The organism is Streptomyces venezuelae (genome assembly GCF_008642315.1).
GTDB lineage: Bacteria > Actinomycetota > Actinomycetes > Streptomycetales > Streptomycetaceae > Streptomyces > Streptomyces venezuelae_D.
Window position 1 is genome coordinate 7,237,770 of the sequence record NZ_CP029192.1, and the last position, 26,414, is coordinate 7,264,183.

At 71.6% G+C, this 26,414-nt stretch carries 23 protein-coding genes; 15 read left to right on the forward strand and 8 right to left on the reverse strand.

Annotation, left to right across the window (positions count from 1 at the left end):
* Window positions 1-3: 3 nt before the first annotated feature.
* Complete coding sequence (locus tag DEJ48_RS31960; RefSeq protein WP_150219640.1) at window positions 4-948, reverse strand: RluA family pseudouridine synthase; 945 nt, start codon at window positions 946-948, stop codon at window positions 4-6.
* Between the two features lie 180 nt (window positions 949-1,128).
* Here DEJ48_RS31960 and DEJ48_RS31965 point away from each other — a divergent pair, with 180 nt between their 5' ends.
* Window positions 1,129-1,728, forward strand: coding sequence for a GNAT family N-acetyltransferase (locus DEJ48_RS31965; RefSeq protein ID WP_150219641.1), 600 nt, complete (start codon window positions 1,129-1,131; stop codon window positions 1,726-1,728).
* 153 nt (window positions 1,729-1,881) lie between these two features.
* Here the strand turns inward: DEJ48_RS31965 and DEJ48_RS31970 are convergent, their stop codons facing one another.
* Both DEJ48_RS31970 and DEJ48_RS31975 read right to left on the reverse strand, forming a co-directional pair.
* Window positions 1,882-2,718, reverse strand: a complete 837-nt coding sequence (locus DEJ48_RS31970) for a siderophore-interacting protein (protein WP_150219642.1) — start codon at window positions 2,716-2,718, stop codon at window positions 1,882-1,884.
* 52 nt (window positions 2,719-2,770) lie between these two features.
* A complete protein-coding gene (locus tag DEJ48_RS31975; RefSeq protein WP_223832534.1) occupies window positions 2,771-3,709 on the reverse strand; it encodes a 5'-3' exonuclease in 939 nt (312 codons plus the stop codon).
* A gap of 268 nt (window positions 3,710-3,977) precedes the next feature.
* On the opposite strand from DEJ48_RS31975, the gene DEJ48_RS31980 reads away from it, so the two are divergent.
* From DEJ48_RS31980 to DEJ48_RS32000, 5 genes are all read left to right on the forward strand, one after another.
* Entirely contained in the window at window positions 3,978-5,102 is a 1,125-nt protein-coding gene (locus tag DEJ48_RS31980; RefSeq protein WP_150219644.1) for a glycine betaine/L-proline ABC transporter ATP-binding protein, read from the forward strand.
* A complete protein-coding gene (locus DEJ48_RS31985; RefSeq protein WP_150219645.1) occupies window positions 5,095-7,704 on the forward strand; it encodes an ABC transporter permease/substrate binding protein in 2,610 nt (869 codons plus the stop codon). The genes DEJ48_RS31980 and DEJ48_RS31985 overlap by 8 nt, the downstream gene beginning before the upstream one ends.
* A 159-nt stretch (window positions 7,705-7,863) precedes the next feature.
* Entirely contained in the window at window positions 7,864-8,853 is a 990-nt protein-coding gene (locus DEJ48_RS31990; RefSeq protein WP_150219646.1) for a hypothetical protein, read from the forward strand.
* A gap of 105 nt (window positions 8,854-8,958) precedes the next feature.
* Window positions 8,959-9,534, forward strand: coding sequence for a helix-turn-helix domain-containing protein (locus DEJ48_RS31995; RefSeq protein WP_150219647.1), 576 nt, complete (start codon window positions 8,959-8,961; stop codon window positions 9,532-9,534).
* A gap of 1 nt (window position 9,535) precedes the next feature.
* Window positions 9,536-10,273: a helical backbone metal receptor gene (locus DEJ48_RS32000; RefSeq protein WP_150219648.1), complete on the forward strand. Its 738-nt coding sequence runs from the start codon at window positions 9,536-9,538 to the stop codon at window positions 10,271-10,273.
* Here the strand turns inward: DEJ48_RS32000 and DEJ48_RS32005 are convergent.
* Window positions 10,242-11,372 (reverse strand): TDT family transporter, encoded by a 1,131-nt coding sequence (locus tag DEJ48_RS32005; protein WP_150219649.1) that lies wholly within the window; start codon window positions 11,370-11,372, stop codon window positions 10,242-10,244. The two genes, DEJ48_RS32000 and DEJ48_RS32005, sit on opposite strands and share 32 nt — an antisense overlap.
* Window positions 11,373-11,443: 71 nt before the next feature.
* Between DEJ48_RS32005 and DEJ48_RS32010 the strand changes: the two genes are divergently transcribed.
* Genes DEJ48_RS32010 through DEJ48_RS32020 form a run of 3 tightly spaced genes read left to right on the forward strand, consistent with a single transcriptional unit; the run spans window position 11,444 to window position 13,871 of the window.
* Window positions 11,444-12,400 carry a LysR family transcriptional regulator gene (locus tag DEJ48_RS32010; protein ID WP_150219650.1) on the forward strand — a complete coding sequence of 319 codons (957 nt, stop codon included), beginning with the start codon at window positions 11,444-11,446 and terminating at the stop codon, window positions 12,398-12,400.
* Window positions 12,401-12,440: 40 nt separating this feature from the next.
* Window positions 12,441-12,884, forward strand: a complete 444-nt coding sequence (locus DEJ48_RS32015; RefSeq protein WP_150219651.1) for a DNA-binding protein — start codon at window positions 12,441-12,443, stop codon at window positions 12,882-12,884.
* A 3-nt stretch (window positions 12,885-12,887) separates the two neighbouring features.
* Window positions 12,888-13,871 carry a phosphotransferase gene (locus DEJ48_RS32020; RefSeq protein ID WP_150219652.1) on the forward strand — a complete coding sequence of 328 codons (984 nt, stop codon included), beginning with the start codon at window positions 12,888-12,890 and terminating at the stop codon, window positions 13,869-13,871.
* Here DEJ48_RS32020 and DEJ48_RS32025 read toward each other — a convergent pair.
* The 3 genes from DEJ48_RS32025 to DEJ48_RS32035 form a co-directional block, all read right to left on the reverse strand.
* Window positions 13,840-14,526, reverse strand: a complete 687-nt coding sequence (locus DEJ48_RS32025) for a gamma-glutamyl-gamma-aminobutyrate hydrolase family protein (protein ID WP_150221520.1) — start codon at window positions 14,524-14,526, stop codon at window positions 13,840-13,842. The two genes, DEJ48_RS32020 and DEJ48_RS32025, sit on opposite strands and share 32 nt — an antisense overlap.
* Before the next feature lie 37 nt (window positions 14,527-14,563).
* A complete protein-coding gene (eat, locus tag DEJ48_RS32030) occupies window positions 14,564-16,015 on the reverse strand; it encodes an ethanolamine permease (protein WP_190537721.1) in 1,452 nt (483 codons plus the stop codon).
* 125 nt (window positions 16,016-16,140) lie between these two features.
* The gene (locus DEJ48_RS32035; protein WP_150219653.1) at window positions 16,141-16,890 is read right to left on the reverse strand and encodes a FadR/GntR family transcriptional regulator; all 750 of its coding nucleotides are present in this window, start codon (window positions 16,888-16,890) and stop codon (window positions 16,141-16,143) included.
* 75 nt (window positions 16,891-16,965) lie between these two features.
* Between DEJ48_RS32035 and DEJ48_RS32040 the strand changes: the two genes are divergently transcribed.
* The 6 genes from DEJ48_RS32040 to DEJ48_RS32065 all read left to right on the forward strand — a co-directional run bounded on the left by DEJ48_RS32040 (window position 16,966) and on the right by DEJ48_RS32065 (window position 24,259).
* A complete protein-coding gene (locus DEJ48_RS32040; protein ID WP_150219654.1) occupies window positions 16,966-18,336 on the forward strand; it encodes a glutamine synthetase family protein in 1,371 nt (456 codons plus the stop codon).
* An 8-nt stretch (window positions 18,337-18,344) separates the two neighbouring features.
* On the forward strand, window positions 18,345-19,697 hold the full coding sequence (locus tag DEJ48_RS32045) for an aldehyde dehydrogenase family protein (protein ID WP_190537723.1): 1,353 nt from the start codon (window positions 18,345-18,347) through the stop codon (window positions 19,695-19,697).
* A gap of 4 nt (window positions 19,698-19,701) precedes the next feature.
* Complete coding sequence (locus tag DEJ48_RS32050; protein ID WP_150219656.1) at window positions 19,702-20,481, forward strand: 3-oxoacyl-ACP reductase; 780 nt, start codon at window positions 19,702-19,704, stop codon at window positions 20,479-20,481.
* A gap of 92 nt (window positions 20,482-20,573) precedes the next feature.
* Window positions 20,574-21,881, forward strand: coding sequence for a haloacid dehalogenase-like hydrolase (locus DEJ48_RS32055; protein WP_150219657.1), 1,308 nt, complete (start codon window positions 20,574-20,576; stop codon window positions 21,879-21,881).
* 22 nt (window positions 21,882-21,903) lie between these two features.
* Window positions 21,904-23,235, forward strand: coding sequence for a haloacid dehalogenase-like hydrolase (locus DEJ48_RS32060; protein ID WP_150219658.1), 1,332 nt, complete (start codon window positions 21,904-21,906; stop codon window positions 23,233-23,235).
* 64 nt (window positions 23,236-23,299) lie between these two features.
* Window positions 23,300-24,259, forward strand: a complete 960-nt coding sequence (locus tag DEJ48_RS32065; RefSeq protein WP_150219659.1) for a DUF2510 domain-containing protein — start codon at window positions 23,300-23,302, stop codon at window positions 24,257-24,259.
* A gap of 37 nt (window positions 24,260-24,296) precedes the next feature.
* On the opposite strand, the gene DEJ48_RS32070 is transcribed toward DEJ48_RS32065, so the two are convergent.
* Window positions 24,297-25,523: an amino acid deaminase/aldolase gene (locus DEJ48_RS32070; RefSeq protein ID WP_150219660.1), complete on the reverse strand. Its 1,227-nt coding sequence runs from the start codon at window positions 25,521-25,523 to the stop codon at window positions 24,297-24,299.
* Window positions 25,524-26,414: the final 891 nt, after the last annotated feature.

Below are 26,414 nucleotides of genomic sequence, written 5' to 3' on the forward strand. Positions count from 1 at the left end.
CGGCTACCGCACCCACCCGTCGTACGCCTCCCAGGCCGCCAGCGTCCGCCTGCTGGTGAGACGGTGGGCGGTGCCCGTGACCGGGTCCGTGAACTCCAGGACGCGCGCGAGGAGTTGCAGGGGCCGCCGGAAGTCACCCGGCGGCACGGGCCCGGCCACCACCGGATAGACGGGGTCGCCGAGGATCGGCAGGCCCAACGCGTTCATGTGAACGCGGAGTTGGTGGGTGCGGCCGGTGTGCGGGGTCAGCCGGTAGCGGCCGAGTCCGGAGCGGTGCTCGACGAGTTCGACGTGGCTCTCGCTGTTGGGCTCGGCGCCGGGCACCTCGTACGCGGCGATGATCCCGCGCTCCTTCACGATGTGGCTGCGCACGGTGCGGGGGAGCGGCACGTCCGGGTCGTACGCGGCGACCGCCTCGTACTCCTTGCGCACGAGGCGGTCGCGGAACAGCGTCTGGTACGCGCCGCGTTCCTCGGGTCGCACGGTGAACAGGAGCAGTCCGGCGGTCAGCCGGTCCAGGCGGTGGGCGGCGCCGAGCGTCGGGATGCCGAGTTCCGTGCGGAGCCGGGCGAGAGCCGTCTGCGTCACATGACTGCCGCGGGGCATCGTCGCGATGAAGTGTGGTTTGTCCACGACGACGATGTGTTCGTCACGGTGGACGACGTCGAGGGCGAAGGGGACGGGGACCTCGGCGGGGAGGTCCCGGTGGAACCAGACGGAGGCGCCCGGCAGGTAGGGCGTGTCCGGGCCCACGGGTTCGCCGTCCGCGCCGACGACCCGCCCCTCCCGCACCATCGCGTCGACGACGTCGGGTCCCACCGGTAGCCGCTCCACCAGGTGGGCGAGCACGGTCGGCCACGCCCCGTCGGCCGGCAGGACGACCCGGACGGGGTCGATGCCGTCGCGCTGGGGGAGCGGGGCGGGCGGAAGGCGGCGCTTGCGTCTCATCAGGGGGTCAGCGTACGGGGCGCCGCAGGTCACGGTGGGTGCGAGCGGGGGCATCCGGGGTGTTCGCCGATCTTCAGGGGCGGACCGGTGTGCGGGGCGTGCGGGTTCGGGCCCCGCAGGCTCATGTGCGCCCCGGAAAACCACTGCCGTCGCGTGCGTCCCCGCTGACACGATGCGCCCATGCCCTTCAAGATCTCCGACATCGTCGCGGCCGGCACGCTCGCCCGCCGCGCGCAGCCGACGCTCCCCGTCCCCGGCGGCCTGATCGTGCGCCCCTGGTCGATGGCCGACGTGCCCGCGGTGTACGAGGCGTTCCAGGACCCCGTGATACAGCGCTGGCACGCGCGCGTGGCCGATTCCGAGAGCGAGGTGCGGGGCTGGATAGAGGGCTGGCGCAGAGCGTGGGCGGACGAGCGCGACGCGTACTGGGCGATCGCCGACGCGGGGACCGACGCGGTTGTCGGCCGGGTGGCGCTGCGCTGCATCGTGCTCGCCGACGGCCAGGCGGAGATCGCGTACTGGACGATGCCGTCGGCCCGCGGCCGCGGCGTGGCTCCCCGTGCCGTCGAGGCGCTCTGCGCCTGGGCGTTCGACGAGGTGGGCCTGCACCGCCTGGAACTGACCCACTCGACGGAGAACGAGGCGTCGTGCCGCGTCGCCGTGAAGACGGGTTTCGCGACGGAGGGCACGAAGCGGAGTGCGCTGCTGCACGAGGACGGGTGGCATGACATGCATTTGCATGCGCGGATCAGGGGTGAGGGGTCCGGGGCGCGGGTGTGAGGCTGCCCTGCTCAGCGTGCGCGAGGTGCGCGAGTGAACACCGTGGGACGCGGCTCCCACGACCGGGACGGTCGCCCCCTGCGGCTTCGACGTGAGGTTCTCCCGATAGCGGTGACGTGGGCGAGTGCGTCACCGCTCCCGTGTGTCGGGCCGTCAGGCCGCCTTCTCCTGCTCCGCCTCCACCTGCGCGTTCCACTCCCGCTTCGATGCCTGCCAGCCGTCCTCGTTGTGGCCGAGGCGCCAGTAGCCGGAGATGGAGAGCTGGTCGCGGGGGATCTCGCGTTCCATGCGGAGGTAGCGGCGGAGTTCCTTCACGAAGCCTGCTTCGCCGTGGACGAAGGCCTGGAGGGTGCCGGGCGGGAACTCCAGGGCGCGGACGGCCTCGGTGAGGAGTTCGCCGACCGGGCGGGCGCCGCGGTGGAGCCAGGTGATCTCCGCGGTCGTGGCGATCTTCTGCTCCTCGTCGGGGTTCTCGACCTCGATGAAGATGTGGGCGACCGCGCCTTCGGGCAGTGCCTCCGCCGCCGCGGCGATGGCGGGCAGTGCGCTCTCGTCACCGGCGAGCAGGTGCCAGTCGGCGTCCGTGCCCGGTGCGTACGCGCCGCCGGGGCCGAGGAAGCGCACCGTGGTGCCCGGCTGGACGTCGCGGGCCCACGGGCCCGCGAGGCCCTCGTCGCCGTGGATCACGAAGTCGAGGGCGAGCTCACGGGTCGCGGGGTCCCAGGAGCGGACCGTGTAGGTGCGGGTGACCGGCCACTGGTCGCGCGGGAACTCCTCGCGGATCCGCTGCATGTCGAAGGGCTCGGGGTAGGTGACGCCCGCCACGTCGAAGAGGAGCTTCACGTAGTGGTCGGTGCACTCACCGGCCGTGAACTCGGCGAGGCCCTCGCCGCCGAGGACCACCCGCTGCATGTGCGGGGTCAGCCGCTCCGTGCGGACGACCTGCGCGACATGGGTCTTCGGTGCTTTGCGTGCCGGACGTTCTGCCATGGCGACGGCCTCCCCTGATCCACAAATACTTAGGCTTACCTAAGCTAACACCTCAGGGGTGCAGGACCGAGAGCAGGCGTTGCAGCGAGCCTCCCAGGTTCCAGCGGGCCGCCAGCTCGTCCAGGGCGGCGGGGTCGCGGGGGGTGTGGGGGAGGGTGACGTCCACTTCCGGCAGGGGGACGTCGGCTGCTACCCGTACGACCTTCGGCGCGACCGCCACGTACGCCCGCGATTCGTCCAGACGCCTGCGCTGCGACGGGGTGAGCTTCGACTTCGGGTCGTCGACCGCGGCCATGATCCCGGCCAGGTCGCCGTAGGCGTCCAGGAGTTTCGCGGCCGTCTTCTCGCCGATTCCCGGGACGCCCGGCAGGCCGTCGCTCGGGTCGCCGCGCAATAGCGCCAGGTCGACGTAGCCCGGCCCGTCCACGCCGTACTTCTCGCGGAGCCACGCCTCGTCCGTCGTCTGGAGGGTGCCGACGCCCTTGAGGGGATAGAGGACGCGGACGCCGCGCTCGTCGTCGACCAGCTGATAGAGGTCGCGGTCGCCGGTGACGATGTCGACGGGGCCGGTGGCACGCGCCGTGAACGTGCCGATCACGTCGTCCGCCTCGTACGCCGCCACGCCCACGCGGGCGATGCCGAGCGCGTCGAGGACCTCCTCGATGACGGGGACCTGTGGGGAGAGCGTGTCCGGGATCTCCTCGGCGTCCGCGCCCGTCTCGACCTCCTCGGCGACGCGGTGTGCCTTGTAGGAGGGGATGAGCTCGACCCGCCAGTGTGGGCGCCAGTCGGCGTCCATGCAGGCGACCAGGTCGTCCGGCCGGTGGTCCTGCACGAGGCGCGTGATGAAGTCGAGCAGCCCGCGCACGGCGTTGACCGGGGTGCCGTCCGGGGCCTTCACGGACTCCGGGACTCCGAAGTACGCCCTGAAGTAGAGGGAAGCCGTGTCGAGAAGCATGAGCCGTCGGGTTCGCTGAGTCACGTTGCGCATCATGCCGCACACCACCGACAGCCGCCCGGACGCCGTCGGGGCCGGGGCGGGGCCGCGTTGCGCATCGCGGCCACGGGTGCCGAGAGCGCAACTCGTGTGAGCTGGGTCACTCTTGTGTTTGGCCTGAACAAGCGGGGGCAGGTGCGCAGCCGGAGCGAGGCCGGTCGCACTTTCAACTATTCGACCGGGTAAGTGGCCCGAAGCCACCACGCTCCACGGCCCGCCGGCGGGGGAGGCGGGCCGTCTTGGTTCAACCCGAGAGGTGTATGTGTCCAGGCTGCAGGCCGAGCACTTGTACAAAGTGTTCGGCAGACGACCCGATGACGCGGTGGAGCAACTCCGCCACGGAGGCGACCGAGAGGAGCTGCGCGCCAACGGCACCACCGCTGCCGTCATCGACGCGTCCTTCGAGGTCGAACCGGGCCAGATCTTCGTCGTCATGGGTCTCTCCGGATCCGGCAAGTCCACGTTGTTGCGCATGCTCAACGGGCTGTCGGAGCCGACGGCCGGTCATGTCCGCTTCGACGGTCAGGATCTGACCGAGCTGAGCGCCCGCGAGATGCGGGAGGTGCGCTCCAAGAAGATCAGCATGGTCTTCCAGCACTTCGCGCTCTTCCCGCACCGCAGCGTCCTGGAGAACGCCGGCTACGGCCTCGAGGTGCAGGGCGTGCCCCGCGCCGAGCGCGAGAAGCGCGCCACCGAGGCGCTGGAGCTCGCGGGCCTCAAGGGCTGGGAGAAGTCCTGGCCCGACGAGCTGTCCGGCGGCATGCAGCAGCGCGTGGGCCTCGCCCGCGCGCTCGCCACCGACGCCGACCTGCTCCTCATGGACGAGTCGTTCAGCGCGCTCGACCCGCTGATCCGCCGTGACATGCAGGACCAGCTCCTCGTGCTCCAGAAGCGGCTGAAGAAGACCATCGTCTTCATCACCCACGACCTGAACGAGGCCATGCGCCTGGGCGACCAGATCGCCGTCATGCGCGACGGCCGCATCGTCCAGATCGGCAACGCCGAGGACATCCTCGTCACCCCGGCCAACGACTACGTCGCCGCGTTCACCCAGGACGTCGACCGCTCCCGCGTGCTGACGGCGGGCGCGATCATGGCCGACCCCGACAAGGACTACGTGCGGGCCGACGCGCCCGCGACGGTCACCGAGGGCACTCCGATCATCGAGCTGTTCACGCCGTGCTCCACCAGCGAGGTGCCGGTCGCCGTGACCGACGCCGACGGCGAGCTCGTCGGCGTCGTGCCGCGGGCCAGGCTGCTCGCCGTGCTCGGTGAGCCGATGAAGGAGCCGGAGGACGCGGTGCCGGCTTCCATACCTGCCCAGGAGAAGGGTGACGCCCAGGACACGGGCGGCAAGAACGCGGGCAAGGTGAGCAGCGGTGCCTAGGATTCCTTTCGGCGACTGGGTCAATGACTCGGTCGAGTGGCTCAGAACCCACATGGACTGGCTGTTCTCGTTCATCAAGACGATCTTCCAGAACATGTGGGACGGCGTCTTCGACGTTCTCTCGGGACCCGAGCCGCTGCTGATGGCGGGCATCCTCGCCGTCATCGCGTTCTGGCTGCGCGGCCTGCTCGGCGGCGTCCTCGCCTTCGCCGGTTTCGCCTTCATCGTGTCCCTTGAGCTGTGGGACAACGCGATGATGACGCTGTCCCTGGTGCTCGTCTCGACCTTCGTGGCGCTGGTCGTCGCCGTGCCCGTGGGCATCTGGGCGGCCCGCTCCAAGACGGTCAGCGGCATCGTCCGGCCCGTCCTGGACTTCATGCAGACGCTGCCCGCGATGATCTACCTCATCCCGGCGCTGCTGTTCTTCCGCATGGGCGCCCCCGCGGGCATCGTCGCCACGATCGTCTTCGCGCTCGCCCCCGGCGTGCGCATGACCGAGCTCGGCATCCGCCAGGTCGACAAGGAGCTGGTCGAGGCCGCCGACGCGTTCGGCACCACGCCCCGCAACACCCTGTTCCGCGTCCAGCTGCCGCTGGCGCTCCCGACGATCATGGCCGGTGTCAACCAGGTCATCATGCTCGGCCTCTCCATGGCGGCGCTGACCGGCATGGTCGGCACCCCGGGCCTCGGCGCGGACGTCAACGCGGCCATCGGCCAGCTCGACGTCGGTCTCGGCGCGGAGGCGGGCGTCTCCATCGTCATCCTCGCCATCTACCTGGACCGCGTCACCAGCGGTCTGGGCGGCCAGGTCTCGCCGCTCGGTCGGCGTGCGCTCGCCAAGCTGCGGGCCGCGCAGGGCCTGAACATCTGGAACTACCGCCCCCGGCCCGTCGTCGCGGTGGTCGGCGTCGTCGTCCTCGCGCTCGTCGCGGGCGGCATGAGCATCTTCGGCGGCACCAAGTCCGAGCCCGTGGCCGACTCCGAGAACGTCGGTCAGGGCAAGGAAATCAACATCGGCTACATCAACTGGGACGAGGGCATCGCCTCGACCTTCCTCTGGAAGGAAGTCCTGGAGCAGCGCGGCTTCAAGGTCAACGCCAGCCTCCTCGACGCGGGCCCGCTCTACACCTCGCTCGCGCAGGGCGACGTCGACTTCCAGACCGACTCGTGGCTGCCGACGACGCACGCCACGTACATGAAGAAGTACGGCGACAAGCTGGAGGACCTCGGCGCCTGGTACGACCAGACGTCCCTGGAGCTGACCGTCCCGTCGTACATGAAGGACGTGAACTCGCTCGACGACCTCAAGGGCAAGGGCGACCAGTTCGACGGGAAGATCACCGGCATCGAGCCGAGCGCCGGTGAGATGCAGCTCCTGAAGAGCAAGGTCCTCAAGGAGTACGGCCTCGACAAGGAGTACAAGGTCGTCGACGGCTCCACTACCGCGATGCTGTCCGAGCTGAAGGCGGCGTACGCGAAGAAGGAGCCGATCGTCGTTCCGCTCTGGTCGCCGCACTGGGCGTACAACGACTTCGACCTGAAGAAGCTCAAGGACCCGAAGGGCGCCTGGGGCAAGGGCGACGGCGTGCACTCGCTGGCGCGTCAGGGCTTCTCGAAGGAGAACCCGCAGGTCGCCAAGTGGCTCAAGAACTTCAAGATGGACGAGAAGCAGCTCACCAGCCTTGAAGCGGAGATCAACAAGGCGGGCAAGGGCAAGCAGCAGGACGCCGTGCGCGCCTGGCTGAAGAAGAACCCGAAGGTCGTCGACAAGATCGCCCCGCTGCCGAAGAACTCCGGCGGCGAGGAGAAGAAGCGTCCGCTGAAGGCCGCGTACTTCGCCTGGGACGAGAACATCGCCGTCACCAACCTGTGGAAGCGCGTCCTGGAGAAGCGCGGCTACAAGATGGAGCTGACGCCGGCCGACGTGGGCCCGGCCTACACCGGTCTCGCGCAGGGTGACCTCGACCTGAACCTGGACGCCTGGCTGCCGACCGCGCAGAAGACGTACTGGGACAAGAACAAGGCCAACCTGAAGGACCTCGGTTCCTGGTACAGCCCGACCTCCCTCGAAGTCGCCGTCCCGTCCTACGTCAAGGACGTGAAGTCGCTCGAGGACCTCAAGGGCAAGGGCGACAAGTTCAAGGGCAAGATCATCGGCATCGAGCCGGGCACCGGCGTGATGCAGGCCCTCAAGGACAAGGTCCTGCCGGGCTACGGCCTCGAGGACGAGTACGAGATCGCCGCGGGCTCGACCCCCGCGATGCTCTCCGAGCTGAAGACCGCGTACTCGAAGAAGGAGCCGATCGCGGTTCTGCTCTGGTCGCCGCACTGGGCGTACAGCGAGTACGACCTGACCAAGCTGAAGGACCCCAAGGGTGGCTTCGGCAAGGGCAACACGATCCGGTCGCTCTCCAGCAAGGACTTCCCGAACCAGTACCCGCAGCTCACGAAGTGGCTCAAGAACTTCAAGATGAGCGAGAAGGAACTGGCCGGCCTGGAGAACGAGATCAACAAGGCGGGCAAGAACAACGAGCCCAAGGCCGTCGACGCCTGGCTGAAGAAGAACCCGGGCTTCGAGGAGAAGATGACGGCCGTGCAGTAGTCGCACGCCGCCGTACTCACTCCTGGGGGGTGGGCCTCGCCCTGTGGCGAAGCCCACCCCCTCCGGCGTTCCTGCGGGGCCGTCGAGTCCCTACGCTCGACTGCGTCCCCGTCTCGAACATCTGAACGTGATCGAACTTTCCACCGTGAGAATCCGCCCGTGACAGCAAGGCCGCCCAGGACCGCGCTCTTCGTCGCGGCCGCCGCACTGGCCCTGGCCGTCGCCCTGCTCGTCGCCCAGCTCGCCCGGGCCGACGCCGCCCCCGCCTCCGCGGGCACCGCACGCCTCGCCGCCCTCGCCGGGGACGTCACCGCCGCCGACGGCCACCGCTACGACGCACGCGACCACACCGGCCGCACCATGGACGCCGCGCAGATCGCCCAGGCCCAGGACGGCTCCTACCTCGCCGTCTATCACACGCTCCGGCCCGACGGACGCTTCCACGCGGCCGTCGCCACCTCCACCGACCTGCGCCACTGGCACCGCCGCCACGACTTCGGCCCCGGCACCCACCAGGCCTCGCTCGCCTCCGACGGCCGCGGGGGTTACGTCCTCGCGTACGAGAAGGACCCGCGCAACCACATCGCCGTACGCGCGTACGCGAACCTGACCGCGCTCCTCGACGGACGCGCCCGCCGCGCCTACGACGCACCGCTGACCCTCTCCCGCTGCGCCGAGGGCACCCCCAGCATCACCGCCGTCCGCGGCGCCACCATCCACCTCACCGGGCACTACCGCGCGGGCTGCGACACCGACCGCCAGCTGCGCGCCACCCTCACCGGCTTCCGCCACTGGCACGCCGAGCCCGACCATCGCCTCGACCGCGCGGTGCAGGCCTGGGGCAACGGCGGCAACATCGGCGACCGGGCGCCCGTGCGGCTCGGCGGGCAGCGCGTGGTCCTCGTCGAGGGTCAGGGGCGGCGGGGCGACTTCGGCAGCTGGGGCACGTACGCGTACGACCCCTCAAGTGGCCGCGCGGACCGCCTCGACATCAGGACGCACGGCGGCAGCCGCGCCTTCGCCAACCCCTCGGCGACCCTGCTCACCGACCCGAAGGGCCAACCCGCCCTGCTGCTCAGCGTGTTCGTGCCGACCGAGGGTTCCGCCCCCGGCGAGTCCGGACAACTGCTCTACTGGCACGAGCTGTAGAAGGCGGTCTCGGCAACGGGGCAAAACCGTTTGGCGAACATGCGTAGGGTGCAGAAAACCCCTCAGGGTTGAGAGCGGGCCGACGCGCTGAAGGGAGTCGAGGCGATGGACGAGCACAAGGAGACGCTCCGGGTGGGCTCGGCCGTGCGGCGGCGCCGCCGGCAGCTGGAGCTCACCCTCGCGGTCGTCGCCGAGCGCAGCGGCCTCTCCGTGCCCTTCCTCAGCCAGATCGAGAACGAGCGGGCCCGTCCCAGCATGCGCTCGCTCCAGCGCGTCGCCGACGCCCTGTGCACCACCGACGTGGAACTGCTCGCCGCCGCCGACCCGGCCCGCACCGTCGAGGTGGTGCGTGCCGCCGACGACACGGACCTGGACGGCTCCACGCCCGACGCGCGCGTACGCGAGCTGACCCGCGGCCACCACCAGCTGCACGCCCTGGAATTCATCGGGGACCACGACGAGGGCCGCGAGTACCAGCACCGCAACGACGAGCTGATGTACGTCGTCGAGGGCGCCGTGGAGATGGAGGCCGAGGGCCGGGCCTACCGCCTCGGGCGTGGCGACACGCTGTTCCTCACGGGCGGGGTGCGGCACCGCTGGCGGGCCACCGTGCCGGACACCCGGGTCCTGGTGGTCGCCGTGGGGGACCACATCGAGGCCGTGGACGACAAGGGGCGCTGACGTGGCACGCGCGCGTGGCCCGCTCCGGGTCGTCTCGCTGGTGCCCTCGCTGACCGAGGCGGTCGCCGTCACCGTGCCGGGCGCGCTGGTCGGGGCGACCGACTGGTGCAGCCACCCGGCCGGTCTCGACGTCACCCGGGTGGGCGGCACGAAGAACCCGGACGTGCCGCGCATCGTCGCCCTCGCGCCCGACCTCGTCGTCGCCAACGAGGAGGAGAACCGCGCCCCCGACCTGGCGGCGCTCCGCGCGGCGGGCATCGAGGTCCTCGTGACCGAGGTCCGCACGCTGGACCAGGCCTTCCCGGAGCTGACGCGGGTCCTCGCGGCGTGCGGGGCGGCACGCCCCCGCTGGCTGGACGAGGCCGAGGCGGCGTGGCGACAGACCCCGCGCCCGGCCGCCCGGCTGCGTGCGGCCGTCCCCATCTGGCGCCGTCCGTGGATGGTCCTGGGCCGCGACACTTTCGCGGGGGACGTCCTCGCGCGCCTCGGCGTCGACAACGCGTACGCGGGCCACGCGGAGCGGTACCCGCGCGTGCCGATCGACGAGCTGACGTCGGCGGACCTCGACCTGGTGGTGCTCCCGGACGAGCCGTACCGCTTCACGCGCGAGGACGGCCCCGAGGCGTTCCCGGACACACCGGTCGCGCTCGTCGGGGGCCGCCATCTCACCTGGTACGGGCCGTCCTTGGTGGAGGCCCCGGTGGCGCTCAGCGAGGCGCTGCGAGCAGTCGTCCGCTGATGACACCCCTCAGCGTGTGGGTCAGGGCCACCGCCACGGCGGTCACGAGGAACACGAACAGGGCGGTCGCGAGCCAGTCGAAGGCGACCAGGCCCGTGTGCTTGCCCAGGCCCTCCGCGCCGGTCACGCACGTGCCGACGGGGAACGTGAACGCCCACCAGGTCATCGCGAAACCCATGCCGCGGCGCCGTGCGCGCACCACCATCGCCCCGGCCAGCGCCAGCCACATCAGGGCGAAGCCCATGACGGGGACGCCGTAGAGCACGGCGAAGACGAGGAAACCGCGGTCGAGGGGGGCGGTCACGACGTGCGGGGCGAAGTCGGCGAACTTGTTGGCGGCGGTCGTCGACTGGCCCAGTGGGCCGAGCACCAGGAACAGGGTGGGGGTGAGGGCCAGGGGCAGCGGGCCCGCGGTCACCAGGCGGGCGAAGATCACCGGCAGCATCACCAGGGTGGCGAGCAGGCTCAGGCCGAACATCGCGAAACAGGCGTACAGCATCGTCTGCTGTGCCTGGCCCGCGGGCAGGTGCGGGATGAGCAGCGGGCCGACGGCCGCCGACACCATGGGGGCCACCACGGGCAGCAGCCATACGGGCGAGGCCTGGTCGGCGGCTATGCGGTGGCGGACCACCATCAGGTAGGGGATGGCGACGGCGGCGGCGAGGCCGATGAGCGTGCCGACGGTGAACAGGACGGTGTCGACGGCGACGGCCGCGGTCGTGCCGATCCAGTCCCTGCCGACGATCAGGGTGCCGCCGCCGACCGCGAGCAGCGCCATCGACAGGCAGCCGTAGAACGGGGCGACGGTCGGGTCCAGGAGGTGGGTGCGGGCCTGGTCGCGATGGTGGATCCAGTGCGCGGCGCGGGCGGTGAGCAGGACGGCGAGCATCAGGAAGGACAGCGCCCACACGATCGTGCAGCCCGTGCGGAGCCCCGGGAACCGGTACGGCAGCGTCGCGCCCGCGTTGGCGATGATGGCGGTGCCCATGACGGAGGCGTACCAGTTCGGTCCGAGGTGGCGGAACGCGAGGGCGCGGGTGGCCGTGGTGGCCGTGGGGGAGGCGCCCGAGGATGCGGCGGGATGTGCGGTGGTGACCATGGGTCCACGGTCGTGCAGGGCGGGGGGCCGCCACCAGGGAGCACCCTTCTATGGGGGCATAAGCTGTCTTTATGAGTACGTCCCCTGCGTCCCCCGAGCCGTCCACCGCCCCAGAGGCATCACTCGCGCACCGCGTGCCCGACCTCGGGGCGCTCCAGTTGCTGCTGGCCGTCGCCAGGCTCGGCAGTCTGGGGCGTGCGGCGCGGGAGCTCGGCATCACCCAGCCCGCCGCCAGCAGCCGGGTGCGTGCCATGGAGCGGCAGCTCGGCGTCGCCCTCGTCGACCGGTCGCCGCGCGGGTCCCGGCTCACGGACGCGGGCGCGCTGGTCACGGACTGGGCGGGGCGGATCGTGGAGGCGGCGGAGGCGTTCGACGCGGGGGCGCAGGCGCTGCGCGTGCGGCGGGACTCGCGGCTGCGGGTGGCGGCCAGCATGACGATCGCCGAGTATCTGCTGCCGGGCTGGCTGATCGCCCTGCGCACGCAGCGTCCGGACACGGCGGTGTCGCTGCTCGCGGGGAACTCCGCGGCCGTCGCGTCCCGGCTGCTCGCCGGCGAGGCGGACCTCGGCTTCGTCGAGGGGCTCACCGTGCCGGGCGGCCTCGACGACGTGGTCATCGCCCACGACCGCCTGGTCGTCGTGACGGCGCCGGGGCACCCGTGGGCCCGGCGCAGGAAGCCGTTGGCCGCGGACGAGCTGGCGGCGACGCCGCTGATCCTGCGCGAGGAGGGCTCGGGCACGCGCCAGGTCCTGGACGCTGCGCTCGGCGGGCTCGCCCGCCCGCTGATCGAGCTGTCGTCGACGACCGCGGTGAAGGCGTCCGCGGTGAGCGGCGCGGGGCCCTCGGTCCTGAGCGAGCTCGCGGTGGGGGAGGAGCTGGCGGCCCGGCGCCTGGTGGAGATCCCCGTGGCGGAGGTGCGGCTGCGCAGGGAACTCCGGGCGGTGTGGCCGACGGGCCACCGGCCTGCGGGCCCGGGACGCGACCTGCTGTCCCTGACCCGCACGAAGCAAACAAACCGTTCACAATAAAATGTTGACCACGGATCGTGTCGCGCCGCATGCTGGACGCATGACGAACCCCGCGCGCCCCGAAGCCGCCGACCCCTTCACGCCCCCGCACCCGGACGAGGCCCGCGCGCGGCGTGCGTACGCCTCGCTCATGCGCATCGCCGAGCGCCACGCGGCCGACGACGACCAGCGCAAGCGGCAGGTCCACCCCGCCGTCCTCGGCCCGCACGAAGCGGTCCGGATCGTGTCGTTCCTGCTCAGCGGCGCCGCGAAGCCGGTGGACGGCGAACCGGACGTGGACCACGCCGACATCACCGCGGCCCTCACCCTCCTCCCGATGGCCCGCGGCGAGATGGACGAACTGGAGACCGGCCTCCTGCAGATGGCCCGCGGCCGCGGCATGACCTGGCCTGAGATCGCCTTCGGCCTCGGCCTCGGCACCCCCCAGGCGGCCCGCCAGCGGTACGAGCGCCTGGTGTCGCGCACGGCGGCGGAGGGAGAGTAGGGCGTGCTCCCCACCGCACCGCCGGCCACCGGCGTCCGCGCCCCGTGGGAGCGACTGCCCGCGCACGTACGGGGAGAGCTGGAAGCGGCGCTCGGCGCTCCCGTGGTCGGGGCGGTCACCCAGCGCGGCGGTTTCTCGCCCGGCGTCGCGGCACGCGTGCGGCTCGGCGACGGGCGGCGCGCCTTCGTGAAGGCGGTCAGCGCCGAAGCCAACCCCGGCAGCCCGAAGCTGCACCGCGCGGAGGCCCGGCACTCCGCCGTCCTGCCGGACCACGTGCCCGCGCCCCGTCTCCTCGCGTCCTACGACGACGGGGTCTGGGTCGCCCTCGCGTTCGAGGAGATCGAGGGCCGCCAGCCCCACGTCCCCTGGCGTGCCGACGAGCTCGGCCTCGTGCTCGACGCGGTGACGGAACTGTCGTACGCGCTGACGCCCTCACCCATCGAGGCACGGTCGGTCGTGGACACGGAGCGGGAGAGCTTCCGCGGGTGGGAGCGGCTGATCGAGGCAGAGGCAGAAGGCGAAGTCGGGGGCGGGGCCGATGAGCGGCTCGATCCGTGGGTGCGCCGGAACCTCCGCGCGCTCGCCGACCTCGCCGCCCCCTGGACCGAGGCCGCCGCCGGGGACACCCTCGCCCACGCCGACCTGCGCGCCGACAACATGCTGCTCACCCCCGAGGGGCGCGTCGTCTTCGTCGACTGGCCGCACGCCGTGCGCGCCGCCCCCTGGGGCGACCTGCTCTTCATGCTGCCGTGCGTGCGGGCGCAGGGCGGACCCGACCCGGAGGACGTGTTCACCGCCCACCCCTTGGGGCGCGACGCGGATCCGGGAGGGGTGACCGCCACGCTCGCCGCCTTCGCGAGCTATCTCGTACGGGGGTCTCTGAAGCCCGACCCGCCGGGACTGCCGACCCTGCGGGCCTTCCAGGCCGCACAGGGCGCGGCCGCCGTCGCCTGGCTCAGGAAGCGGCTCGGACCAGCGCTGCCATGACGCGGGTGTCCTCGCCCATCTCCGGGTGCCACTGCACGCCGAGCGCCCAGGCCGGGTGGGGGAGTTCGACGGCTTCGACCGTGCCGTCCTCCGCGTACGCCGACACCACCAGGTCCCTGCCCAGGCGGTCCACCGCCTGGTGGTGGTAGGTCGGGACGTCCGTGGCCGCGTCCGGCGCGATCGACTCGTAGAGCGTGCCGGGAACCGGCTTCACCGTGTGCGTGCCGAACACGCCGATGCCCTCGACGTGTCCGTCCATGTGCTGGATCAGCGTCCCGCCCAGTGCCACGTTCATGAGCTGCATGCCCCGGCAGATGCCGAGCAGGGGGGTATCGGAGGACAAGGCCGCCTCGATCAGGGCGAGTTCCCACGCGTCCCGCTCCGGTGCGGGCGGTCCCGTGCGTTCCTCGCGGGCCGCGCCGTACCGTTCGGGGGCCACGTCGGGGCCGCCCGCGACGACCACGCCGTCCAGCCGGGCGACGATCGCGGCGGCGTGCGCGGGGTCGTCCGGCGGCAGCATCGCGGTGAGGCCGCCCGCCGCTCGTACGAGACGCGGATACCCGGACGGCAGCACGGCCGCGGGCAGCTGCCAGACACCCCAGCTCACCGAGGACTCCAGGTAGGTGCTGACCCCGATCAGCGGTCCGCCGGTCACTGCGTTCTTGCTCACCGTTCTCCTCACAGCGTGCTGATCAGTTGCGTTCCAACTCTGCCTCGGCCGCCGCAAGCGCCGCGAACTCCTCCTCCGGTGCGCGCGCCACCAGGTGCTTGCGGCTGTAGACGCCGAAGTAGGCGAGGGCGACCACGTACACCCCGAGCGCGATGAGCGCCGCCGTCACGTCCACCAGGAACGTCGCGACCAGCGCCGCGCAGGCGAGGACCAGTGCCACGGACGAGGTGAGGATGCCGCCGGGGGTGCGGTAGGGGCGTTCGAGGGTCGGCTCGCGGCGGCGCAGCACGATGTGCGACAGGGACATCAGGGCGTACGAGATGGTCGCGCCGAACACCGCGACGTTCAGCATCCGGGCGCCGTCGCCCGTCGCCGCGGCCAGGCCGAAGCCGATGGCGCCCGGGACGAGCAAGCCCAGGTAGGGAGCCTTGCGGCTGCTCGTGAGCGAGAGGAAGCGGGGCAGGTAGCCGGCGCGGGAGAGCGCGAAGAGCTGGCGCGAGCCCGCGTAGATGAGGGAGAAGAAGGAGGCGACCAAACCTGCGAGGCCCGCGTAGTTGACGATGCGGCTGAGCGCGGTCGCATCGCCGTCCGGCTGCAACGCCTCCACCAGGGGATTGCCCGCGTCCTGGATCGCGTTCGCGCCCCGCGCGCCGGACGAGGCGAAGAAGGTGAGGAGCGCGAGGACGACGAGGATGGCCATCGACCAGCGGATCGCGCGGGGCAGGGTGTGCGCCGGGTCCTTGGTCTCCTCGGCGGCCAGCGGTACGCCCTCCACGCCCAGGAAGAACCACATGCCGAACGGGAACGCCGCCCAGATGCCCAACAGGCCCATCGGCAGCCATGAGTTGGCGCCGAAGGCGTCCGCCTCCACGGGGATGTCGTTCAGCTTGGAGGCGTCGAAGTCCATGAACGCGCCGACCGCGAAGATCAGCAGCGCGGCCACCGCGATGCCGGTGACGACGAAGCTGAACCGCAGCGCCTCGCCGACGCCCCACAGATGGATGCCGATGAAGATCACGAAGCAGGCGAGGTAGACGGGCCAGCCGGACGTGAGGCCGAAGAGGCCGAGCGACTCGACGTAGTCGCCGATGAAGATGGAGATCGCGGCCGGCGCCAGGATGTACTCGATGAGGATCGCCGTACCGGTCAGGAAGCCGCCCCACGGGCCGAGCGCCCGCCGCGCGAAGCCGTAGCCGCCGCCCGCCGTCGGCAGGACGGACGAGAGCTCGGCGAGCGAGAAGACCATGCACGCGTACATCACGCCCATGAGCGCCATGGCGATGCCGAGTCCGCCGAAGCCGCCCTCCGCGAGGCCGAAGTTCCATCCCGAGTAGTCGCCGGAGACGACGTAGGCGACGCCGAGGCCGGTGAGCAGCAGCCAGCCCGCGCTGCCCCTGCGCAGCGTCCTGCGTTCCAGATAGTCGTCCGCGGGCTCGGCCGGGGCCGGGTTCGGTGGGGTGGGGTCCATCGTCATGACGCGGCTCCTCGGCTGGCGGGGCGACTCAATGGAACGGCTGCATACCTTTGCAGGGTGCATACCTTTGCCGTGCCGGGTGGGGGAATGCAAGACCCTTGCGTTACGCGGTGGTTAATCGCGTCTCACGTCAAGAACCCCCGCAGCAGCGCCGCCGTCCCCGAGCAGTGCTCCCGCATCATTTCCCGCGCGCCGTCCGCGTCCCCGTCCAGCACCGCCTCCACGAGCGCCGTGTGCTGCCGCTGCGAGTGCTCCAGGTTCCGCACGAGCAGCGGGATGCAGTCCAGGAGGTCGTTGACGGTCGCGCGGACCGCCGCGTACTGCGCGGTGAGCGTCGGCGACCCGCACAGCTCGGCGAGCGTGAGGTGCAGCAGGGTGTCCTGGCGCCGGTACTCCGCGAGGGGCGCGTCGTGCGTCCGGGTCAGCGCCGTGCGCAGCCGGTCCGCCTGCTCGTCGGTCAGGCCGTGTGCCGCGCACAGCCCGGCCGCGCCGACCTCCATGACCTCGCGGAAGCGCAGCGCGTCCTCGACGTCGACGTCCTTGATGCGGCGCCGCAGCTCGTCCTCGCCGGGCGCCTCGGGACGCGGCCGCACGAACGTGCCGCCGTACCGCCCGCGACGCGACTCGACCAGGCCCTGGTCCTGCAGCACCTTCAGGACCTCGCGCAGCGTGACCCTGCTGATGCCGAGGCGGTCGGCGAGTTCCCGCTCCGACGGCAGGCGTTCCCCGCCGGGCACCAGGCCGAGCCGGACGACCTGGAGGATCTGCTCCAGGGCCTCCTCGAAGCCGTTGCCCGCCCGCACCGGGCGCAGCACCGCCGTCAGGCGCTCGTCGTCCGGCGCGGACGCCGCCGTGCCCTCTTCCGGGTGCGACATCTCCGTACCCCCTTCCCAAGCAATGGTTCTCGGCAATACCTTATGGCTCCCGGCTGACCCAAGGAGGCTTTTCCCGTGGCAGACCGCACACCCCCGCTGGCCGTCGAGGAGCTCAAGGCCCTCGTCGCGAGCGGCGAGATCGACACTGTCGTCCTGGCCTTCCCCGATATGCAGGGGCGGCTCCAGGGCAAGCGGTTCGCCGCCCGCTTCTTCCTCGAAGAGGTCCTCGAACACGGCACGGAGGGCTGCAACTACCTCCTCGCCGTCGACGCCGACATGAACACCGTCGGGGGCTACGCGATGTCCTCCTGGGACCGCGGCTACGGCGACTTCGCCATGCACGCCGACCTCTCCACCCTGCGCCGGGTCCCCTGGAACGAGGGCACCGCGATGCTGATCGCGGACCTCGCCTGGAACGACTCCTCGCCCGTGGTCGCCGCGCCCCGCCAGATCCTGCGCCGCCAGCTGGAGCGCCTCGCGGAGCTCGGCTACACCGCGCACGTCGGCACGGAGCTCGAATTCATCGTCTTCAAGGACACCTACGAACAGGCCTGGGACGCCGGTTACAAGGACCTCACGCCCGCCAACCAGTACAACATCGACTACTCCGTCCTCGGCACCGGCCGCATCGAACCCCTCCTGCGCCGCATCCGCAACGACATGGCGGCCGCCGGGCTCACCGTCGAGTCGGCCAAGGGCGAGTGCAACCCCGGCCAGCACGAGATCGTGTTCAAGTACGACGAGGCCCTCGTCACCTGCGACCAGCACGCCATCTACAAGACCGGCGCCAAGGAGATCGCGGCCCAGGAAGGTGTCTCCCTCACCTTCATGGCCAAGTTCAACGAGCGCGAGGGCAACTCCTGCCACATCCACCTCTCGCTCCAGGACGCCGACGGCACCAACGTCATGGCGGGCTCCGCGGACGACCCCGGCAGCATGTCGCCCGTCATGCGGCACTTCCTCGCGGGCCAGCTCGCCGCACTCCGCGACTTCTCCCTCCTCTACGCGCCCAACATCAACTCCTACAAGCGGTTCCAGCCCGGCACGTTCGCGCCGACCGCCGCCGCCTGGGGGTACGACAACCGCACCTGCGCGCTCCGCGTCGTCGGCCACGGCCGCTCCATGCGGTTCGAGAACCGGCTGCCCGGCGGAGACGTCAACCCGCACCTCGCCGTCGCGGCCCTCGTCGCCGCGGGCCTGTACGGGATGGAGCACAAGCTCGAACTGCCCGAGGAGTGCACGGGCAACGCCTACACCGGCGAGTACGAGCACGTCCCCACCACCCTGCGCGAGGCCGCCGAGCTCTGGGAGAACAGCCCCGTCGCCAAGGCCGCCTTCGGCGACGAGGTCGTCGCGCACTACCGCAACATGGCGCGGGTCGAGCTGCAGGCCTTCGACTCCGCGGTGACCGACTGGGAGCTCCGCCGCTCCTTCGAACGCATGTGAGGAACGACTTGCTGCAGGTACTCAACCCGGCGACCGAAGAGGTCGTCGCGTCCGTCCCGGCCGCCACCGCGTCCGACGTCGACGCCGCCGTCGCACGCGCCACCAGGGCCCAGGAGAAGTGGGCGGCCACCGCCCCCGCCGACCGCGCGCGCCTCCTGCGCCGCTTCGCCACCACCGTCGACGCACACATCGAGGAACTCGCCCGGTTGGAGGTCCGCGAAGCGGGCCACCTCATCGGCAACGCCCGCTGGGAAGCCGGCAACGTCCGCGACCTGCTCGACTACGCCGCCGGGGGAGCGGAGCGCCTCAACGGCCGCCAGATCCCCGTCGCGGGCGGCCTGAACGTCACCGTCCTCGAACCCCTCGGCGTCGTCGGCGTCATCGCCCCCTGGAACTTCCCGATGCCGATCGCCGCGTGGGGCACCGCCCCCGCCCTCGCGGCGGGCAACGCGGTCATCCTCAAACCCGCCGAGACCACCCCGCTCACCGCGCTCCGCCTCGCCGAACTCGCCCTCGAAGCAGGCCTGCCCGAAGACCTCTTCCAGGTCCTGCCCGGCACCGGCACGGAAGCGGGCAACGCGCTTGTCGAGCACCCCGGCGTCGCCAAGATCGTGTTCACCGGCTCCACCCGCGTCGGCAAGCGGATCATGGCCCGGTGCGCCGACCGCGTGAAGCGCCTGACCCTCGAACTCGGCGGCAAGAGCCCCAACATCGTCTTCGCCGACGCCGACGTGGAAGCCGCGGCACTGGCCACCCCCATGTCGTACCTGGACAACTCGGGCCAGGACTGCTGCGCCCGCACCCGCGTCCTCGTCCAGCGCTCGGTGTACGACCGGTTCCTGGAGGTCGTCGCGCCCGCGGTGGAGTCGATCGTCGTGGGCGACCCGTCCGACGAGAAGACGCAGATGGGCCCGCTGATCTCCAAGGTCCAGCTGGACCGCGTCCACTCCTACGTCACCCCCGGAGACGGCATCCACGGGACGGCGCCCGAGGGCCCCGGCTTCTGGTTCCCGCCGACGCTGCTCACCGACGTCGACCCGGACTCGCCGGTGGCCACGGAAGAGGTCTTCGGTCCCGTCGCCGTCGTCATCCCCTTCGACGACGAGGCCGACGCCGTCCGCCTCGCCAACGCCACCGACCACGGCCTGTCCGGCTCCGTCTGGACGCGTGACGTCGGCCGCGCCCTGCGCGTGTCCGGGGCGGTCAGGGCAGGCAACCTGTCCGTCAACTCGCACTCCAGCGTGCGCTATTGGACGCCGTTCGGGGGCTACAAGCAGTCCGGACTCGGCCGCGAACTCGGCCCCGACGCGCTCACCGCATTCACCGAGACCAAGAACGTCTTCATCAGCACGGAGGCCTGAACCCATGACAGAAAACATCTGCCGCCGCCTCGTGGGCCGTACCGCCGTCATCACCGGCGCCGGCAGCGGCATCGGCCTCGCCACCGCGCGCCGCCTCGCCTCCGAGGGCGCCAACGTCGTCTGCGGCGACATCGACGAGACCGCGGGCAAGGCCGTCGCCGAGGAGGTCGGCGGGACCTTCGTGAAGGTCGACGTCACCGACGCCGAGCAGGTCGAGGCGCTCTTCAAGACGGCCTTCGACACGTACGGCTCCGTCGACATCGCGTTCAACAACGCGGGCATCTCGCCGCCCGACGACGACTCCATCCTCGACACCGGCCTGGAGGCCTGGAAGCGCGTCCAGGACGTCAACCTCACCTCCGTGTACCTGTGCTGCAAGGCCGCCATCCCCTACATGCGGCGCCAGGGCAAGGGCTCCATCATCAACACCGCCTCGTTCGTGGCCCGCATGGGCGCGGCGACGTCGCAGATCTCCTACACCGCGTCCAAGGGCGGCGTCCTCGCCATGTCCCGCGAACTCGGCGTGCAGTTCGCCCGCGAGGGCATCCGCGTCAACGCGCTCTGCCCGGGCCCGGTCAACACCCCGCTCCTCCAGGAACTGTTCGCCAAGGACCCCGAGCGGGCCGCCCGCCGCCTCGTGCACATTCCCGTGGGCCGCTTCGCCGAGGCCGAGGAGATGGCCTCCGCGGTGGCGTTCCTCGCCAGCGACGACTCCTCGTTCGTGAACGCGACGGACTTCCTCGTCGACGGCGGGCTCACGGGGGCGTACGTCACACCGCTGTAGGCCTCACCCCGCAGTTCACCAAGGGGCCACCCACCCGTCAGCCGGGCGTCGCACGACGCCCGGCTGACCTGCGTAGACACGGGAGCGTGTACATGAACCTCAAGCGCCGCTGCACCGCCGCAGCCGCCGTGCTGGCCGTCGCCGGGACCGGCCTCCTCGGCGTCCAGGCCACCGCAGAAGCAACGCAGCACGCCCGGCCGAAGGCCGAGAAGTGCCCCACGCTGACCGTCTCCGAAGGCTGGTACGGCAAGAACAAGGCGCGCCTCCAGCGCATGGTGGACCAGTACGGCAGATGCGGTGACGGCAGGGGCGGCGCCAAGCCCGTCGCCACCTTCGACTGGGACAACACCGTCATCAAGAACGACATCGGCGACGCCACCATGTTCTGGCTGCTGCGCAACGGCAGGATACGCACCCCGCAGCGCGGCGACTGGCACACCACCAGCCGCTACCTCACCGACACCGCGGCCAAGGCCCTCGCCAAGGCCTGCCCCACCACCCGCACCACCCTGCCCACCCGCCACGACACGGCCTGCGCCGACGAGATCCTCTCCGTCTACAGCGAGGGCACCACGACCGCGGGCAGGGCCGCCTTCGCCGGCTTCGACCACCGCCGCATGGAACCGCAGTACGCCTGGCTCGCACAGCTCACCCGCGGCTGGTCCACGCGTCAGGTGAAGCAGTTCGCGGCCGCCGCCCGCGAGGAGAACCTCGCGGCGCCCATCGGCACGGAGCAGAAGGTCGGCACGCACCGGGTCACCGGCTGGGTGCGCTACTACGACCAGCAGCGCGACCTGATCCGCACCCTCAAGAAGGCCGGCTTCGCCGTCCACATCGTCTCCGCCTCGCCCGAGCCGGTCGCCGAGGTGTGGGGGAGGGCCCTGGGCATCGACGCCCGCCACACCCTCGGCATCCGCAACGTCACCGCCCACGGGAAGCTGACCGCGCACCTCAAGGGCTGCGGCACCGTCAGGGACGGCGACGACTCGATGATCACGTACATCGACGGCAAGCGCTGCTGGATCAACAAGGAGATCTTCGGCGTGCGCGGCGCGGCGGCCGAGAAGGTCCAACCGGCGGCGAGACGCCAGGTGTTCGCGGCGGGCGACTCCGACACGGACGTCTCCTTCCTGCGCGACGCCACCGGTCTCCGGCTCGTCCTGAACCGCAACAAGAACGAACTGATGTGCCGCGCCTACGAGAACGGCGACGGGCGCTGGCTGGTGAACCCCATGTTCATCGAACCGAAGGGCCGCAAGGCCGACCCCTACCCCTGCGCCTCCACCGGATACACCGAACGGAGCGGCGGCCAGGGCCCGGTGCGCCGTACGGACGGCTCCGTGATCCCCGATCAGAGGGACACGGTGTACGGGGCGCCGGCACCGTCGTCAGGCTCGTAGGACTGATGTACGGTCCACTCGCATGCGTAACAGAAACATTTTGGCGCTGACTCTGGCCGCGGCCGCCACCCTGGCGGCCGTGCCCGCAGCACTCCCCGCGGCCGCCGCCACGGCCGCGCAGCCCATGAACTCCCGTACCGCCTCCCGTGCTGCGGGCGGCGACTGCCCGCAGCTCTCCAAGAAGCTGGAGTGGTACGGGAACAACCGCGCCAAGCTCCAGCGGACCATCGACGAGCGCGGCACCTGCGCGAACCCGGGCCTGGGCCACGGCAGGAACAAGCGCCCGGTCGCCGCGTTCGACTGGGACAACACCATCACGAAGAACGACGTCACCGACGCGACCATCGCCTGGTCGCTGCGGCACGACAAGATCCTGCGCCCCAAGAGCTGGAAGTCCACCAGCAAGTGGATGACCGACGACGCGCACCGCGCGCTCACCGAGGCGTGCGGCACGAAGGTGCCCGTCGGCAAGCCGCTGCCCACCTCCAGGAACACCGCCTGCGCCGACGAGATCTTCGAGGTCCGCGAGGACGGGAAGACGATGAGCGGCGCCGCCGCGTTCGCGGGGAAGTGGGACCACCGGCACACCGTCCCGCAGTACGCCTGGGTGCCGCAGCTCTTCGCCGGGCACACCGTCCCCGAACTGGAGTCGTACGCCGCGAAGGCCCGCAAGGAGGCGCTCGCCGCACCCGTCGGCGCGACGCAGACCGTCGGCACGCACGAGATCCCCGGTTACGTCCGCTACTACGACCAGCAGCGCGACCTGATCCGCACCCTCAAGAAGGCCGGCTTCGACGTCTACATCGTCTCGGCGGGCTCGGAGCCGGTCACCGAGGTCTGGGCTTCCGGCAAGGGGGGCGTGGGCATCGACCGCAAGCACACGGTCGCCATCCGTTCCGTCCTCGACCGCAAGGGCCGGATCACCACCTGGAACCAGGGCTGCGGCGGCGTCCCCGTCAACAAGGGCGAGGCCATCCCGTACATCGACGGCAAGCGCTGCTGGATCAACCAGGAGATCTTCAAGATCAAGGGCAAGAAGGCCTGGGACAAGCAGGACTTCGGGCACCGCATCGCCCTCGGCGGCGGCGACGCCGACACGGACGTGACGTTCGTCGGCGACGCCACGGGCGCGCACCTCGTCCTGAACCGCAACAAGAGCGAGTTCATGTGCCGTGCGTACGACAACGCGGACGGCCGCTGGGTCGTGAACCCCATGTTCATCGAGCCGCTGCCGCAGAAGGAGGGCACCTACCCGTGCTCGACCGGCGCGTACAACGAGCACGACGGGAGCAAGGGTCCGGTGCTGCGGGAGGACGGGTCGGTGGTGCCGGACCAGGAGGACCGGGTCCACTGATCGGACTCCTTGTACTCACCGGACTCGGTGTACCGATCTTCGCGGCACGTCTTAGAGTTCCGGGATGAGCATGTCGACCCCGCCCGGCTGGTACCCGGACCCGCACCAGCCGTCCGTCGAGCGTTGGTGGGACGGTTCCGCGTGGACCGAGCACCGGCGGACCCCCGAGTACGCCCAAGCCGCCCCCGCACAGCAGGGGTTCGGGCCGCCGCAGGCCACGACGTCGGTCATGCCGGTCGCGTCGGGTGGCGGCGGGGGCCGGGCGAAGGTCGTCGCGCTGGGCGTCGCGGGGGTCGTCCTCGTCGGAGCCATCGTCGCGGGCGCCGTCACCCTCACCGGGGGCGACGACGACCCGCAGGGCGGCACACCGGCGCCGAGCGCGTCCGCGAAGGACGGCCCGGAACCGGTCGCCTCGGAGAAGGAGAAGTCGGCGTCGCCGAGCACCGACCCCGACCCGGACACCCTCGTCGACGACCTCAACGGCATCACGCTCCCCGTGCCCGAGGGCTGGGAGAAGGACGACGACTCCTTCGGCAGCGGCGCGACGATCCAGACCCCGGACATCGTCGACTGCCCGGGCGGCTCCGGGCTCTGCCGCGAGGGCACGGTCACGTCGACCACCGTGACGGGCACCGACGAGACGGACCCCAAGGCCCTCGCCCTCGGTGACATCAAGGACGCGGCGGACGCCGCCTTCGACAAGGACAAGCTGGACAACCAGCCCTACGGCGGCATCACCAGCCACGAAAAGGTCAAGGAAGGCCAGGTGGCCGTCGCGGGCCGCACCGGCTACTTCGTGCGCTGGCGCGTCCACACGGCGAAGGGCGACGGCGGCTACGTCCAGTCGCTGTCCTTCGCGTCGAGCGTCGGCTCCGAGTCGATGATCATGGTCCGCTTCAACGTCGGCGCGGGCGACGGCGCGCCGCCGGTCTCCGTCCTCGACGAGATCACCGACGGGATCCGCTCGGTCGACGACAGCGCGACGGGCGGCGGCGTGGGCAACGACGTGGAGCCGACGCCGTAGGGGCACGCGGGTATGTGGGTACGCGGCCGGGGGCGGGTCAGAGGAACGTGTGCCCCTCGCCCCGGTACGTCGGGACGCTCCCCGTCACCCGGTCGCCCTCGACCAGGTGCAGGGTCTCGAACCGCTCGCACAGCTCCCCGGCCTTGGCGTGCCGGAACCACACCTTGTCGCCGATCCGCAGGTCGTCCGCCGGGGGCCCGTGCAGTGGCGTCTGCACCTCTCCTGCGCCCTCCTGCGCGTCGTACCGCAGCCCTTGGGGGAGGTACGGCTCCGGTGAGCGGTCCGTGCCCGCGACACCCGACGCCGGATAGCCGCCACCGAGCACCGTCACGGTTCCCGGGCCGGGCCGCCGCACCACGGGCTGCGCGAACAGTGCGGCCGGACGCCCGCTGAACGACGTGTAGTTGTCGAAGAGCCGTGGCACGAACAGCCCCGAACCCGCCGCGATCTCCGTCACCGCGCGCTCCGCGGCGGTGTGCTGCACGCTGCCGGTGCCGCCGCCGTTCACGAACTCCAGCCCCGGCGCGACCGCCCGCACCGCGGCGATCGTCTCCGCGCGGCGCGCGGCGAGCTCCTTGCGGGCCGCGGTCTGCATGAGACGGACCGCCCGCGAGCGCGCCGGATGCCCTTCGACCGCGTCGCCCACGCCCGCGACATGTCCTTCGTACGCCATGACGCCCACCAGCCGGAATCCGGGGCGCCGTTCGATGGCCCGGGCCAGGGCGGCGACCTGCACGGGCGAGTGCAACGGTGAGCGGAGCGCGCCGATGCGGACGCGGCCGCCCAGTGCCTGGAAGGAGGTGTCGAGCTCCAGACAGACCCGCACCTCCTCGGCCCCGCCGTCCCTGGCCTCGTCGATCAGCTGCAGCTGGGCCGGGTCGTCGACCATCACGGTCACCGAGGCCGCGAGCTTCGGATCGGCGGTCAGCTCGGCGAACCCGGCGCGGTCCGCCGAGGGGTAGGCGAGCAGCACGTCGTCGAAGCCGGAACGGGCCAGCCACAGGGACTCCCCGAGCGTGAACGACATGATTCCGGCGAAACCGTCGCGGGCCAGGACCCGTTCGAGCAGGGCGCGGCAGCGCACGGACTTGCTCGCGACCCGGATCGGCTTGCCCCCGGCCCGCCGCACCAGATCATCGGCATTGGCGTCGAAGGCGTCCAGATCGACGACGGCGACGGGGGCGTCGAGGTGTGCGGTGGCCCGGTCGTAACGGGCCCGGTCTGCGGCGCGGTGGGCGGCACGGTCTGCGGCACGGGCAGTCATGGGCGAAGCCTGCCAGACGCGATTACCCGAGGGTAGGGGGATGATCCGGGCAGATCGCCCGGGGGTGCGGACCGAGTTCCCGTACGCCCCGTGTCTGCCCGTAGAGTGACGCGCACGGAGCCTGGCCGAGCGGTGCGCACGGAGCCTCGCCCACCGAGCGCTCCGGCCGGCCGAGCGCGAGGAAACGGGGGGAGCATGAGCACGGAGGCGCCTGGCAGCCCCGTACCGCCGCGTCCCGCCGCGCCGCCCCGCCCGTCGGCCCCGCCCCGCCCCGCGACTCCGCCCACGGACCCCTCCGAGGAACCGGCTGAGCCGCCCCCCGCGGCATCGGCCCGCTTCCCCGACGTCCGGCCACCCGTGGACGAGGACTGGGTGCTCGCACCCTCCCGCCCCGAGTCGGAAGCCGGCCGGGCGGCACGCATCCACGACCTGCTGGCCCCTTTCGAAAAGGCCCGCGCAGAACGCAAAACCCCCGACAAGCCATCCCTCCCACCCCCACCCTCCTCGGCCCGCCTACCGGACACCCCGCCGTCGGTCCCGCCCGGCACGCGCTCGATCGACGGCGTGCCACCGCAGCCGTCCACCTCACCCGCGCCGTCCTCGGCCCGTGTGCCCGTGTCCCGGCGGGGTGGTGGCGTGAGCGGTGCTCGTTCCACGGACGTGGAGGCGGGGGCGTCGCGTGCGCGGGGAGGGGATGCTCCGCCGGTCGGGGCGTCGGCCGGGGCGGAGGGGGAACACGGCCGCTCGTCCGACGTGTTGGCCTCGGCTGCGAGCCCGGGGCCCGTTCTTCCCGGGCGGCCCGACACCGTTCCGGCCGTCCGGGCGCGTGCCGGGGCCGATGGGCCGATCGGGGAGACGGAGGCCCCCACCCGACTCCGCCCCGTTCCGGGT